The sequence below is a fragment of the Arenibacterium halophilum genome, from assembly GCF_005938225.1.
GTDB classification, from domain to species: Bacteria; Pseudomonadota; Alphaproteobacteria; order Rhodobacterales; family Rhodobacteraceae; genus Arenibacterium; species Arenibacterium halophilum.
The window spans coordinates 1,268,849-1,282,507 of the sequence record NZ_VCPC01000002.1 but is presented as its reverse complement, the minus strand read 5'-3'; the positions used below and the strand labels follow the sequence as shown (position 1 = coordinate 1,282,507).

The following is a 13,659-nucleotide window of genomic DNA, read 5'->3' as shown; positions in this document are numbered from 1 at the left end:
ATAAATCGATCGGGGGCCCTGGCTGGCCCCCGGAACGCCCCGGCTCTGTGATCGTGGTCACATCGCGGGGCGGGTGCCGGTGGCAGGATCGGTGGAACTCTGGGCGCTGGGCGCCCTTTTGACGAGGCTGGAAAGATGAAGCTGTTTTCGCTCTCGATCGGATTATTGCTCGCGGCGCTGGGCGTGTTCTATGTGCCGGTGTCGTTTTCGGTGGATGGCTTTGGCCTTGTGGTGAACCCCGGCGGCGTACGCACCATCCGCGCAACCGAGGATGGGGTGGTGCATCATTTCGCCTCGGACGGTGGGCAGTTCCGGCCGGGCCAGATTGTCAGCGGCGTGACCTACCCGGATGCAGCGGCCAAGAACGCGCTGCTGCTGGGTACGATGCAGGCCGAGTTGTCAAAGATCGAATCGGATTTCACCGAAAAGACGACGAAAATCCGGGCCGCGATGGACCGCAATATCGCCAAGCGGCGCGCCACGGCCGAGCGGCTGGAGGCGCGCAACCAGCTGATCGCCGACACCGCCGAAGTGCTGGTGGCATTACAGGAATTCACCTCGGAAAGCGTGAGCGATATTTCGTCGCTGAACGAAGAGCGGCTGGCACAGCTGTCGCGGCTGGAAGACCTTGTGAAACGTTCGGGCGAGGTGTCGGCCCTGCCGGCGCAGAAGCTGGCGACGATGCTGGAAGATATCCAGAGTGACCGGCTGTCGGTCATCACCTCGAAAGGCACAACGTTTTCCAGCGACAAGATGATATTGGACATGATCAAGGGCCAGAACGACCTGATCTATTCCAATTCCATTGATCGGTCCGAAGTCGAGATCCTGTCGAAAGAGGTGGCGGATCAGGAATTGCAGATTCGCGAGTTGACCGTGTTGCGCGACAACCAGCGCGCTGAATCCGAGGCCACCTATCTGGCGAAGGCGGTGCTGCCGCAGGTTGCCGTGGCGAGCGTGGCATCAACCGACATGCGGGTCTTGCAGGCCAGCCGCGCCGATGTGGCCCGCACCGATGCGCTGCGCCTGCTGGCCACCGGCACGGCGGTGCCGTCGCTGTCGTTCATTCTTTATGGTGCGCCCGACACGGGCGAAATCGTGATCCGCCACGAGGGCCGCGAGGCCCGGATCGCGCTGCCCGTCGATACGGAAGCGATGGCAAATTCACTGGGCGCGATCGGTCTGGAGGTTGCCGATGTCACCCGCGATGCCCAGGTCATGGGCGGCCAGCAGATCGTGTCCCTGTTTGCCACGCTGGTCTCGACGCCCGCCCGCCGCCCCGAGTTGGTTGCCATGCGCGCGCGTGATGCGCTGGGTCGGCCTGTGCCGATTACCGCGGATGTGACGCTGCCCGATCCGGGGGACGATCCGAGGCAGACGGGAGACCATCAGGAAATCATCGGCTTTCTGGAAAATCGTCACGCTGTCGTCCTGCGCCCCGGACAGGCGGTGCGCGGTGCGATCAGCAACACGCGCACGGGGTCCGAGATCGTGTTTGAAGCGCGGCTGCTGGAGCGGGATTTTTCCACCGTGGACACCCGCGAGTTGGGTGTGCGGCTGGGCAACCAGTCGCTGGCCGACAAGATCATCAAGAGGGGTGTTCTGAGCCAGGTGGTGGTCGAGGTGTCCGATAGCTCGGCCGAGCGGATATCGCATTTGCCCGGCGCAGTGGTGCATCTGAGTTTTCCCCTGGGCCGGCAGACCCTGTTCAGCTTTCTGATGGCGAAAAATGCTGCGATCTAGCCTGTTCTGGGCCGGCGCCGCGCTGCGGTTGCTGTTTGCCAAGCGGCACATGGTGCTGCAGAGCGCCCGCACCGATTGTGGCGTGGCCTCGGTGTTGACGGTGCTGAACCTGCTGGGGCGGCGCGCCGATCCGGTGGATGCGGCAGAGGTGTTGGACCGCAACCGCGAGGGCAGTTCGCTTGAGACGATGCGGCGCTATATGGTCGATGTGTACGGGCTGGGCGCCGAGGCGCTGGCGGCGCGGGCCGACCAGCTTGGGCGGGTAAAGGGTCATGTTATTCTGCACATGCACCAGCAGCATTACGTCGTGCTGCTCAGGCGTGCGCGGGCCGGTCTTTTGGTGTTCGATCCGGCGGTTGGGGTGGTGTTCTATCCGCTGGCCGATTTTGCGGCGTTGTATTCGGGCCATTGTCTGGCGGTGACGCGCCGTGGCGGCAGCGGGCAGACCCTGCCGCAGGCTGCAGGGGCCGGGCGTGTGGTGGGTGGCGCGGACCCTGCGCGGGCGCGTCGGGCGGGGCTGTTTGTGCTGGGCGTGACCTCGCGCCTGATGGAATGTGGGCTGCTGCTGTGTCTGGTGGCCGCGCTTTATATGGTGCTGAACCATGCCAGCATGCCCGCGATCCTGACGGTGGCCGGGTTGATCGCGGCGTGTGGCGGGCTGCTGTTGATCACGCGGCAGACCCGGTTTGGGGCCGAGGATGCGCTGGCGCGCGGGGCGCAGGCGCGGCTGTGGCGCGGAATGTTGCGGGCGGTGATGCGCGGGCGCGATCTGGCCGGGTTTCGCGGACGGTACGAGCGGGATGTGTCAGGCAGCGTGCGGCGCGGCATGATGATGGCGCTGCCGCAGCGCGCGCAGGTGCCCGGGGCGCTTGGCGGGTTGCTGGGGCTGACGGCTCTGCTGGCGGTGCTTAGCCCGGTGATTGCGCTGGTACACGCGATGCTGTTCCTGGGCCTGATCGTGCTGATGCAGCTCGACGATGTTCAGCTGTGCCGCCTGTCTGTGCGCAAGGGTGTGGGGCGCTATTCGAGGCTGAGCGCGAAACTGGGGCTGCCCGGAGGTGTGGTGGCGCCCGACCTGATGGGCGAGATCGCGAAGTGGACGGTGATCGGGTTTGCAGGCTTTGGCGTGTTGTACTGGGGGCTTCCGCCCGTGGCGCTGATGTTCTGGATCCTCACGGGGATGCAGATCGTGCCCCAGGATTTCAAGCGGGTGGCGGTGCTGTCGCCCGCGTTGGGAGGGCAACAGGCAATCTCGCCTCTGGTGGCGGCCGAGGTTCCGATGCGCGGGCAGGCGGTGCCAGAGACCGCGAAGGTTCGCATCACCGAAGCGCCCGCTCTGCTGCGGATCGACAACATCGCCGCGCTGACGGAGGCGCTGCACCAGCCCGATCTGACGGTGCGCGAGCAGCGGTTGATCATGGCCGAAGCCGTGCGCAATGCCATCGCGCTGGTGCCCGATGACACCCGCCCCGAGATTGGCCCGATCCGCATCTTCGGACCCGGCCAGGATGCCACCCAACCGGATTTCGACCATCTGCTGACCGCGCATCAGGCGCGCTCGGGGCAGGTGTTGCCAATGGTACAGGGGGGCACCGATCTGCGGGCGCGCGTGCTGAAAGACCCGGTGTTACGCAACCTGTACGCCTGCGCATCGGGCGACTTCCCGGTGTTCTGGGATTTGCGCAACCGCATGGCGGTAGAGGATATCCGAGCGCGCATGACCGAAGCCGGGCTGACGCGGGCCGGGCATCTGACGATGAAACGGCTGACAGTGGTACAGGCGGCATGAGCGTATCCTACCCGATCCTTGGCGATATCTGGCCATACGAAGAGGCCTCTGCCGCGCCGGAACTGGCCGCGCTGCCGATCCGCGTGTTCTTTGGCGACCAGGGCGGCAGTTCCGTTTCAGCGGCGGAATGGATCACCCCGGTAGACCCAAGCGCGGCGCCGCGCGCGGCCTATGCGCTGCGCCTGCGGCGGGGGCGCCGGCAAGGCGATATCGCGCGTTGGGATCCGGCGCAGGGCGAATGGATCGTGACACGGAACTTTCCCTTGCTCGAGGGCGAGGACACCTGCGCCATCGTGCAATTGCACGGCGTGTTGCTGGGCGGTGTCGACTCGCCCGAGGCGCTGTCGACGCGGATGCGCGCGCTGATGGCGCCCGAGATGAGCCGGGCCAAGGTGTACCGCCTGCTGTCGAAAGTGCTGTCGATCCTGTCGATCGTCACCCTGTTCTACGCCGTGCGATCGGGGGTTGAATCCTATGCGGCCGAACCTTTCGCGTTGATCTTCTGCCTTGCCTTCGGGATCGGGCTGCTGGCGGTGGGGTTGCGCACCCGGACGCGCGCGCTCAACGAAGAAGGGTTGCAGCGGATGCGCGAGCAGTTCCAGTTCGAATACCGCAAGGCCGACCACGGCGCGCTAAGCCTGAACAGCGTCAGTGCCATCCTGCAGGACATCAACCGCAAGCGCGAGGAAGAGGCGGTCATTTTCGGCTTCCTGCTGTTGTTGTGCTTTGTCTATTTCATCTCGCCGCTGGTGGTGATCGGGGTGATCGTTGCGCTGATCGTGGTGACGATGATCACCGGCGATCCCCAGGTGCTGCGCGTGCTGGGCATCGCCTTTGATCGCAGCGAGACGCGGCTGGAACACGCGGCCCTGTCGTTTCGGGCCAGCCATGATGCACTGGCGCCCCCCGCGCTGCGCATGGCCAAGAAAGAAGTCATGCGCGATCGTCTGCGCCGCTATGGCGATATGCTGGGCCGGGTGCGGCAGGGGCAGGCCAAGGCGCGGCTGAACGGCGATCTCGCGATTGCTGTCGCCTTCGTCATCATCTTTTCGGCTTATGCCTTTCCCATTGCCGCCGGCATCCGCACCCTGGCCGCCAGCGCGGCGGATTCGCTGGTCACAACGTCGCTGTTCCGCGTCGCCCCGGTGATCATCCTGCTATCGATTTCAAAATCCACAGTCGCTCTGGCGCAGGTGTTGAACCGACGACTGGCGTTGTTGGGCAAATAGGCTCAGAACAGGAAGGTCAACTCGTCCAACTGTTCGGGTGTGACGCCGAAAATGAACAGGGTGTGTGCCATGGCACCTGCCTTTGGCGACAGGTCGATAACAACATCGCCGCCTGTCGGCTTCTCTGGAATAGCCATAGCCTTCAATTCGTCGAGGCTCTCGAAAATACCTAATTTTGAAAGGTCAATGATGTCGCGCCTAACATCAACATCCATGATCCTATCGTGTCCGTCGCGTTGGTTAAAGACGTAGGTGTCGACACCGGTATTCCCTTGCAGAAAGTCATTCCCTCTTCCACCAACAATTATGTCATCCCCATTCCCACCTCTTACTTCGTCATCTCCAGGGCCGCCATACACGCGGTCATGCTCATCACCACCATTCAACTGATCATTACCCTTTTGGCCGTTCAAAATATCATTGCCTTGTAAGCCCTGAAGTAGATCGTTTCCTGTTCCTCCAAACAACCTGTCGTCGCCAATCTGTCCGTATAATTTATCGCTGCCGCTGCCTCCTTTCAGAATGTCCTTTCCGTCCCAACCATACAATTGATCATCACCCGGCCCACCCCAAAGACGATCATTTCCCAACAATCCCTCGAGTACGTCAAGGCCCAGGCCTCCAAAAATGCGGTCGTGGCCACTTTCACCCCGTATGGAGTCGTCGCCCGAGCCGCCGAATAGCCAATCGCTACCACGATTGCCCCAGATGAAATCATCTCCTTCCATTCCTTTGATGGTATCTCTATTCGGGGTCCCGTAATGGTTTTGGGCATCTCTGAGTCCGATAGCCACGAACCCGTTTTTTGCAGACCACCGCGTGCCATCGTCGAACCGCACTGCCTTAAACTGGTCCCAAAACTCTTTCCCGGAATTTGCAATCAGGACTACACCACCACCATCAAGACTAAAATTGAGACCTCCGGCGGTACTCCACATTCGAAGCTCATCGGGTTCGATGTCAATGAATCGAAGAATATCCTTCCCTTCGGCGCCAAAATTTTCTCCAATCGCAGTGAAATTGTCTGGTTGGGATAAGACAGCCTTTGATATGCGGAAAGTATCGAAGCCGTCCCCGCCATTTAATGAGTCAGTCCCCGAAGTGACTTCGATCCTGTCATTCCCGCCCAAGGCCCGAAAGTCGTCATCGCCTCCGGTGCCCAGAAACCAGTCCGGACCGGGTGTCCCGAAAAACGCATCGGTGATAATCGTGAAATTGGCCATGTCATCCCCCAGGCAATAAACGAAAGGGGCCGGGTGAACTTACCGGCCCCATAAAGAAAATGCGATCGTCATTCAGTCTTGAACAGACGGGTGAAAGTCTCAACCGTCAGCTTGCCGGTTTCGGCTTGGGGATGCGCTTTTGGTTGATGTTGAAGCTGATGATCGTGCGGTCCGCTTCGGCACCTTCGCCTTCGGCGAGGTTCGGCTCGACGCTATGATACAGCCAGCTGGGGAAGAACAGCATCTTGCCCGCGATCGGTTTGACCTTGACCTTGGTCCAGCATTCCGTCTTGCGGCGCTTGTTGGGGATGAAATTTGCGCTGTTCATGATCTGCATCGTGCGCGGATCGGTGAATTCGATCTGGCCCGCACCTTCGGGTGCTTGGACGTAGTAAACGCCGCTCCACAACGCGCCCGGGTGGATATGCGCGCGGTTCGAACTGCCCGGAGGGTTGGTGATCGACCACATGGTGGTGATCTGAAGCCGGGTGTTGGCATCATAGCCAAGGTTTTCGTGGATGCCCGCCAGCATCTTGTGGGCGCGGTCTGTCAGACGCTTGAACCGGGCTTCTTTGTGCAGGTTGTTATGGCTGTGCCAGCCACCAAGCGATCGGAAATTCGACCGCTCGATGCCCTTTGAATCGCGCTCGCGCTCGTCATAGATCGCGGCCAGAATTTCGCGATTCATGTCTTCGGCGTCATGCAGGTTGATCGAATAGATCAGTGTCGGGAAATAATCGTCACGTCGCAGTTCGTCGCTGCCATTGCCGGTTGCGATCTGCGAAATTGTGCGGGTCATGTGAATGTCTCCTGTCTTCTCTTCAAATTGATTTGGCCAGCGGCCTGAACGCAGGTGAAAAATGCACCCGCGCCGTGATTCGGACTGTGTCCCGCGTCACCTAGCGGCAAGTATCCGGCGGTAACGGGGCCTGCGCAACCGTGCCGGGCGTTTCAAGGATGGTTTCGACAACATCGATCCGGTTTGGCATCACGCGCAGGATGTCGGCACTGTCCACCGGCGGAATACGCCCGGGGTGGCGCAGAAGGGCCAGCGCGAACAGGATGGATTCCGCCAGGTCCTCGCGTTCGGGGTTGTCGGCGGCATAGCGGGTGACAAAGCCGGGGTCGGCGTCTTGGGCGGCCCGCCACGCGGGATCGTCGCGCCAGCGCGCGTCGATCGAGGCATGGACCGCCTCATGCAGAATGGATTCCTCCAGCTTGTTCTGGGCGATGCGCAGGCTGGCCTTGTCCTGATACATGAAAATCTTGCCGGGCCCGCCGTGGAACGATCTGTCCCCCTTGTGAATACCGAACTGGGCGATCCCTTCGCGCAGGATCAGCGGCAGCCGCCCAAGGCCGCCGGTATAGCGCATCGCCTCGGCGCGGGCGTCCTCTTCGGTGCCGAATTCCGGGTTCAGGATAATGTCGATTGCGGGGCCCGCGCTGAAATAGGCGCGAAACAGGAAGGTGTCGTAATCGTCCTCATCGTCGCGCCGTTTGTCCCACATCTGCCGCCGCTCGCGCCCCTGATAGTCGAGGCACAGAAAATCCGAAGTGTCTTCGGCGCGGATGATGTCGAAAACCGTGTCGGCGGTGGAGCTGAACGGCGGGTCGCCCGCCTGCGCCGCGCCACCCGACATCAGGCAGGCTGCGACCAGCAGGCCACGCGCTATGACATATCGCCCGAGAATTGGCATTGGTCCTGTCAACATGTGGTCGCCCTAAAAAGCGGGAATACTCTGGTTTTAATGGCAAGTATGCTAGGCGCCTATGGGCCGTATCGCAATGTCATTGCTGCCAAAAGGCGGCGCAGGGTTCGCGAACTGGCGACAATAGAGGGGCCTGCACGTCATTGTGGAGTTTTGATCGGCATAAACCCGCTTGCCGTGTGTTCTGTGGGGGCGTTTGGACGCGGTGGACACCGTTCCGGACTCTTTAAGGCATATATATCCCGGGGCAATCCCGCGGGGACGGGGGCAGCGCCCCCTTTGGCCCCTGAACGTGCAAAAAGCACAGCGAAGCTGGCGTTCTAGAACCCGGCCAGCCGTTGCTCGAGTTGCTCCAGCGTATAAAACGCGCGTATCTCGCCGAAGAGCCCGGGCATGAAACGCGGGTCGCTGGGCAGGCAGCCGGGGGCGCAGAGCTGATAGACAGATCCGCTGGTGCCATCGATATACCAGAACCGACCGCCCGGCGTGGCGACATAGCCGTTGGTGCCCGAATGCATGTCCGAATAGACATCCTGTGGCGAGGGCAATTCACTGTCGGTCCCGGGATCGAACCCGCCATGGGTGTGATAGCTGGCCGTCACCCGACGCGCGCCGCCCGGACGTCGGGGCCAGCAACCGTTGCGGCCTCCAACGTGGGGCCTTGATACGACAAAGGTGCCATCGCGCGTGAGTCCGATCTTGCCGCAGATCTCGCGGTTGCGCTCAAAGGATTCCGCCTGAAGGCTGGCCAGCAAGGTGCGCGCAATCTCGGATTCCGTGGCATCCTGCGCCCTCAGCTCCTTACCCGGCGAACAGGTCAGCCCGGCGGCCAGCGCGATCGCCGCCACCCATGCCGAAGGGACGCGGCTCAACTCAGGAACTCGGGCGCTTTGGCCAGGGTTTTCCACTGCTCGGGGCAATGGCCATAGATCACCTTGGCATCCCGCTCTTCAGCCAGCCGTATCAGACGTTTCGCATGGTAAAGCGCCAGTGGCGCGTCCCATGATCCCGCAAAGCGGTCGTCGAACTCGGTCGGGCGCGAAATCGCATCCGATGTCAGCAGAACAGGTCCGGTATCGGGCAGCTCCACCATTATTGCAATCTGGCCCGGCGCATGGCCGGGCACGAACAGCACCTGCAAACCGGGGCCGATCTCGCAATCGTCCTCGACCAGTAGATACTCGCGGTCGGGCCAGGTCATCGGCTGCACCTTGCCCCAGTAAAGCGGTCTTGCAAGAGCGCGTTCGTCAGCGGCGATCAGGATCGGAGCCTGCGGGCAGGCATCCATATGGCCGACGTGGTCGATATGGGTGTGGGTCTGGATCATCAGGGTGATATCCTCCAGATCGAGCCCGGCCCGGGCCAGCTGCGCGGCGGGCATGTTCTCGTTGGTGCACTCCAGCACCTTGCCAAAGCTGCCCAGTTTGTCCTCGGCCGTGGCGGCATTTGCATCGTCGGCGTATTTCTGGGGAAACCCGGTGTCGATCAGAATGTGTTCATCCGCATCGGTTGAAATCAGATACCCTTGGATCCCAACATCGCGCGGCCCGGAATGAACACGAAACAGTCCGTAATCGAGCACGTAGAGCCGCAGCGGACGGCCGGTGACGGGCGGGGCAAAGGGCATGCGGGTCTCCTCTTCGACAGTCTCGTTCTATAACGAGAGGGCGCGCTTCACAATTCTACCGCGCCCCTCGCGTTGCTTCTTTGCCGATGGTTCAGTTGGGTTAAGCGTTCGGACTGTCGCGGCCCTGTCCTTATGCTGCATCGGAGTGGGGGAATGGGGCTGTTTATTGAGTTTTGTTTTCACTTTTGCAACAATAAGGTCACTTTGCAATGGTTTGTTCGTATCCCGTCATCTCCAGATAGCCGCGCCCGTCATGGCTGCCTGAAACCCCAACCGGGCCCTCCCAATAGGCAAAGGATGTGTCCATCCACGCCTGCGAATTCAGGGCGGAAACGGTCACGTCCAGATCACGGGCACGCATGGTGACCTGCCAGCGCGTCGGGATCGTCCGGCCGGCCACCTCGCTGGTCGCAAGTGGGGTCAGGGCGACGGCACCGTCGCCATAGGGGGTCACGCTGCCGTCGGGCCCGATCCACGTGGCCGAAGTAAAGCCAGCGTCGCCATCGCGCAGCCGGAAGGCCATCAACCGCGCGCCGCTGTCAAAACTCAACGAGAACCAGTCCCAACCGGTTTGCCCTTCGGCCAGAGGTTGCGAGGACCATTCCCGATCCAGCCAGCCCTGACCTGTGACAGGCACTTCGCCTGCATCGGTTGCAATCGTGCCTGTCACTTTATAGGCGGGCTGGCTGTAATAGTAACTGGCCTGGCCTTCGCGCGATTTGACGGAATAGCCATCTGCCCCGTGGCGGACCAGCGGGCCTTGAGCCTCCAGCGACAGATCATAGACAAAGGCGTCGCCACGCGCGGTCAGGGTCAGCCGGTCGATGCCTTCGGGATCTGGGCTGGCCATGGTCCAGTCGTCGATACGGGCCGAGAAGGGGGTGGCGGAAACCCCGGCTTGACCGATGCCGCCGCGGGCCAATCGCTCGGCCATATGATGAAACCGGGCCGAGGTCAGCGCGGCATGTCCCATCCAGATTTGCGGGCTGTCCCATCCGGTTTGCAGGTCATCGCGTTCGGGCCGAAGGGCCGACCGGAACAACGTCCATTGGACGCCATAGTCCTGCCCGTCGTCGCCGTGCAGCGTGGCGGTCAGATACCACCACTCGATCCGGAAATCGGGATGCGCGCCGTGGTCGGCGGGAAAGTCCAGCGCGGTTTCGGGGTGCGGCGTGGTGAACCCGTCCGCGGTGGTGCCCAACCCGGCAAAGCCCTGCGCGGTACAGGCGAGCGGGGTCAGCCAAAGCAGAATTGCGGCAAGGCTAGCGTTCATTGGCAAAGACTTTCAGCAGTTCGGCAGGCGGCACGCGCCGCAGACGCCGGGCGGGCAGGGCGCCCGCCAGTGCACCGGCGGCCAGTGCCAGCAGCCACAGGCGGATCCAGTCGGCAGGAAACAGGAACATCGGCAATTGCCAGCCAAAGGCGGCGGTGTTGATCCGGTTCAGCAGGATCCATGCCAGAATCAGCCCCAGGGGCAGCGCGAGAAAACCGGTCACCCCGGCCAGAACCAGGCTGCGCAGCAGATCAAGCCGCGCCAGCCGCGCCCGCGACAGGCCCAGCGCCCAGACAGGCGCCACCTGCGGCAAACGCTGGGTCCAGAGGGTCAACAGGCTGGTCAGAATGGCAAACCCCGCCACGCCAAGGGTCAACACATTCAACGCCCCGGTGACGACGAATGTGTTTTCAAACACCGCGACCGAGCGTGCCTTGAGTTGCGCCTGATCCACCAGATCGATGGAACTGAGCTGGAATTCGCGGCGCAGGTCCTCTGCCAATGTGGCGGCCTGATCGGGCGCGATGCGAATGCCGAAGCGTCGGTTTTCGATTTCGGGCGCGCGGGCCAGCAGGGCGGGCAGAGACACCATCGCCTGGGGTTTCGGGTTGCCATAGTCGGAATAGACTCCGGCCACCGGCAGCGCCCAGTCCGGCATCAGCGTGACGCGGTCGCCCGGCCACAGGTTCGCGCGCCGGGCCAGTTGTTCGTTGATCAGCGCGCCCTGGCCCTGCGCCACCACGTCCCAAACGTTGGCTTGGGCGGCAATCAGGGGCCAGTTGTCGCGATAGGTCGGGTCGTCGACAACCCCATAGATCGCGCCGGGCCGCCCATTCAGCTGTGCGGGGACCGACCGGATCGGCAGAATGGCGCGGGCGCGCGGGCGCAGCCATTGCTCGATCTCGTCCCCCTGGTCCGTGGTGCGGGCCGTAACGTACAACTCGGAGGCCAGCCGTTGATCGAGCCAGCCGGTAAAGGTGGTGCGAAAGCTCGACTCCATCGTTCCGACACCGATGTTGGTCGCCAGCGCCAGTAGCAGCGCCATCAGAGCCAGTGACAGACCGGGCAGTTGGGCGCGCAGATCGGCCCAGACCCAATCGGCCACCGGGCCACTAAGCAACCGCGCCAGCAGCGTCAGCACGGTACCCAGCAACAGCGGCAGCGCCAGGGCCGCGCCCAACAGCAACCCACCCAGCAGCGCGAAACCTCCGATCAGTCCCGGCAGGGACACATGCAACGCAACGCCGGCCAGGGCCAAAGCCACGCCAAACCCCGCCGCGATCTGCGCCCCACGCCCCTGTGCCGCGCTCCATGCCTGCACGCCGGGGGCGGCAAGCAGCGGCAGACGATACAGCCGCCAGACCCCCTGCGCCCCGGCAATTGCGGTCCCCACCAGCGCCATCGCCAGTCCCGCCGCCGCCCAGGCCGGGCGCAGCACCAGCCCACCGTCAACACTCGCGCCGTACAGACCGCGCAGCGTGGCCGCGACATTGGGCAAAAGGGCCGCTGCGATGCCATACCCAAGGATCAGCCCAAGCACGCCGGACACCAGCGCAATCACAAGCAGTTCCCCCATCACCAGCGCAACCAGCGTGCGCAAGGGCAGCCCCAGCGCGCGCAGGGTCCGAAACATCGCGCGGCGTTGTTGAAACGCCAGCCCAACGGTGCCGTGCACGATGAACAGCCCCACGGCGAATGACAGCAACCCGAAGGCGGTGAGGTTCAGGTGAAAGCTGTCGGTCAAACGCGCGGCATCGGCACCCGGATCAGCGGGCTCGGCAATCAGGTCCGGCGCGATTTCGGCAATCGGCGGCAGCCCCATAGGCTGGTCGCGCAGCACCATCAGATAGCTTAGCCTGTCCGGCGCCTGTAGCAGCCGCGCGGCCACCGCGATATCGGTCAGCGCGGTGCCGGCGGTAATATCGGTGCTGCCCACAATGGGAGGCAGGCCGGGTGTTTCGCCTGTCAACGCCGCTGTTTGGAGATCGGTGAACAGTTGTCCGGGGGCGATCATCGCCGCGTACAGATCGGTGGTTTCGGTTGTGGAGTCCCGGTCGGCCGGTAGCAGCGGATAGCTGGTCAGGTCGACGCCCCGCAGCGTGACCCATGTATCGCCCAGCCGATAGCGCCCTTCCAGAACCGGCGAAATCTGCCACCCGGCACGGCGCAACGCGATGTATGTCTGCAACGGGATAACCCCCGAGGGCGCACGCAGCGTTTCGCGAAAGGCCAGCGTGCTTTGCGCGGTGGCGCGATCATAACTGGCCCGCGCCTGTTCATTGATCGCCTGAACCGCCGACCACAGGCCGGTCGCCAGCGACAGCCCGATCACCAGCACCAGCAGTTGCAGCGGTTGCCGCCGCCAGTGGCGGAACAGCGCCGACCAGGCGGCGCCTCTCATTTCAGCCGCCCGCGCGACAGGTGCAACCGCGCGTCCAGCCGTGCCGCGATCCGGGTCGAATGGGTGACGAGCAGCAGCGCGCAGCCGCTGTCGTGCACGAGGTCCAGCATCAGATCAAGCACCGCGTCGCCCGTCGCTTCGTCAAGATTGCCGGTGGGTTCATCCGCCAGCAGCAGCGCGGGTCGCATCGCGAGCGCCCGGCCGATGGCGACACGCTGCTGTTGCCCGCCCGACAGTTGTTCGGGGTAGGCGTGCCCCAGCGCCTCGAGCCCCAGCTTGTGCGCCAGATCATCGGCAAACGCCGGATCGTCCCGCCCGGCAAGACGGGCGTGAAAGCGCAGGTTGGCCGCCACGGTCATTGATCCGACAAGGTTGAATTGCTGAAACACCAAAGCAACTTGGGTGCGACGAAGATCGGCGCGCTGTGCCTCGGTGAGGGTGGAATAGGCGGTCTTGCCCAGCCGGATGTCTCCGCTGTCAAAGGTGTCGAGTGCCCCGGTCAGATGCAGCAGCGTGCTTTTGCCGCTACCGCTTTCACCGGTCAACGCCAGAGTGGCGCCAGCGTCCAGCGTCAGCGAAACGTCTTGCAGAACAGGGGCAGGGGCGCCGGGGTAGGTCTTGGTGATCTGGTCGATTTGCAGTTGCACGCGCGGCCCTCAATTCGT

Annotated in this window: 11 protein-coding genes; 3 read left to right on the top strand and 8 right to left on the bottom strand. The window is 63.1% G+C overall.

The features are described 5' to 3' along the window. Positions 1-135 precede the first annotated feature (135 nt). Genes FGK64_RS12885 through FGK64_RS12875 form a run of 3 tightly spaced genes read left to right on the top strand, consistent with a single transcriptional unit; the run spans position 136 to position 4,761 of the window. A complete protein-coding gene (locus FGK64_RS12885; RefSeq protein ID WP_138864175.1) occupies positions 136-1,743 on the top strand; it encodes a hypothetical protein in 1,608 nt (535 codons plus the stop codon). Further along, a complete protein-coding gene (locus FGK64_RS12880) occupies positions 1,730-3,532 on the top strand; it encodes a cysteine peptidase family C39 domain-containing protein (protein ID WP_138864174.1) in 1,803 nt (600 codons plus the stop codon). Before FGK64_RS12885 ends, FGK64_RS12880 begins: the two co-directional genes overlap by 14 nt. Further along, on the top strand, positions 3,529-4,761 hold the full coding sequence (locus FGK64_RS12875) for a hypothetical protein (protein WP_138864173.1): 1,233 nt from the start codon (positions 3,529-3,531) through the stop codon (positions 4,759-4,761). Before FGK64_RS12880 ends, FGK64_RS12875 begins: the two co-directional genes overlap by 4 nt. A gap of 2 nt (positions 4,762-4,763) precedes the next feature. Here FGK64_RS12875 and FGK64_RS12870 read toward each other — a convergent pair whose 3' ends face one another. The 8 genes from FGK64_RS12870 to FGK64_RS12835 form a co-directional block, all read right to left on the bottom strand. After that, positions 4,764-5,984 carry a calcium-binding protein gene (locus tag FGK64_RS12870; protein ID WP_138864172.1) on the bottom strand — a complete coding sequence of 407 codons (1,221 nt, stop codon included), beginning with the start codon at positions 5,982-5,984 and terminating at the stop codon, positions 4,764-4,766. Between the two features lie 106 nt (positions 5,985-6,090). Next, positions 6,091-6,783 (bottom strand): TIGR02466 family protein, encoded by a 693-nt coding sequence (locus tag FGK64_RS12865; RefSeq protein WP_138864171.1) that lies wholly within the window; start codon positions 6,781-6,783, stop codon positions 6,091-6,093. Positions 6,784-6,883: 100 nt separating this feature from the next. Continuing rightward, positions 6,884-7,696: a hypothetical protein gene (locus FGK64_RS12860; RefSeq protein WP_171054059.1), complete on the bottom strand. Its 813-nt coding sequence runs from the start codon at positions 7,694-7,696 to the stop codon at positions 6,884-6,886. 317 nt (positions 7,697-8,013) lie between these two features. Then, positions 8,014-8,565, bottom strand: coding sequence for a DUF4329 domain-containing protein (locus tag FGK64_RS12855; protein WP_171054058.1), 552 nt, complete (start codon positions 8,563-8,565; stop codon positions 8,014-8,016). Beyond that, positions 8,562-9,320, bottom strand: a complete 759-nt coding sequence (locus tag FGK64_RS12850) for an N-acyl homoserine lactonase family protein (protein WP_138864168.1) — start codon at positions 9,318-9,320, stop codon at positions 8,562-8,564. Before FGK64_RS12850 ends, FGK64_RS12855 begins: the two co-directional genes overlap by 4 nt. Positions 9,321-9,519: 199 nt before the next feature. Further along, complete coding sequence (locus FGK64_RS12845) at positions 9,520-10,593, bottom strand: lipocalin-like domain-containing protein (RefSeq protein WP_138864167.1); 1,074 nt, start codon at positions 10,591-10,593, stop codon at positions 9,520-9,522. Further along, on the bottom strand, positions 10,583-12,994 hold the full coding sequence (locus tag FGK64_RS12840; protein WP_138864166.1) for an ABC transporter permease: 2,412 nt from the start codon (positions 12,992-12,994) through the stop codon (positions 10,583-10,585). Before FGK64_RS12840 ends, FGK64_RS12845 begins: the two co-directional genes overlap by 11 nt. Next, complete coding sequence (locus FGK64_RS12835; RefSeq protein WP_138864165.1) at positions 12,991-13,641, bottom strand: ABC transporter ATP-binding protein; 651 nt, start codon at positions 13,639-13,641, stop codon at positions 12,991-12,993. Before FGK64_RS12835 ends, FGK64_RS12840 begins: the two co-directional genes overlap by 4 nt. Between the last annotated feature and the right edge of the window lie 18 nt (positions 13,642-13,659).

Excerpts from the sequence above, each read along its gene's own strand:
- FGK64_RS12885 (WP_138864175.1), top strand. The coding sequence starts at position 136 with ATGAAGCTGTTTTCGCTCTCGATCGGATTATTGCTCGCGGCGCTGGGC.
- FGK64_RS12880 (WP_138864174.1), top strand. The coding sequence starts at position 1,730 with ATGCTGCGATCTAGCCTGTTCTGGGCCGGCGCCGCGCTGCGGTTGCTG.
- FGK64_RS12875 (WP_138864173.1), top strand. The coding sequence starts at position 3,529 with ATGAGCGTATCCTACCCGATCCTTGGCGATATCTGGCCATACGAAGAG.
- FGK64_RS12870 (WP_138864172.1), bottom strand. The coding sequence starts at position 5,984 with ATGGCCAATTTCACGATTATCACCGATGCGTTTTTCGGGACACCCGGT.
- FGK64_RS12865 (WP_138864171.1), bottom strand. The coding sequence starts at position 6,783 with ATGACCCGCACAATTTCGCAGATCGCAACCGGCAATGGCAGCGACGAA.
- FGK64_RS12860 (WP_171054059.1), bottom strand. The coding sequence starts at position 7,696 with ATGTTGACAGGACCAATGCCAATTCTCGGGCGATATGTCATAGCGCGT.
- FGK64_RS12850 (WP_138864168.1), bottom strand. The coding sequence starts at position 9,320 with ATGCCCTTTGCCCCGCCCGTCACCGGCCGTCCGCTGCGGCTCTACGTG.
- FGK64_RS12845 (WP_138864167.1), bottom strand. The coding sequence starts at position 10,593 with ATGAACGCTAGCCTTGCCGCAATTCTGCTTTGGCTGACCCCGCTCGCC.
- FGK64_RS12840 (WP_138864166.1), bottom strand. The coding sequence starts at position 12,994 with ATGAGAGGCGCCGCCTGGTCGGCGCTGTTCCGCCACTGGCGGCGGCAA.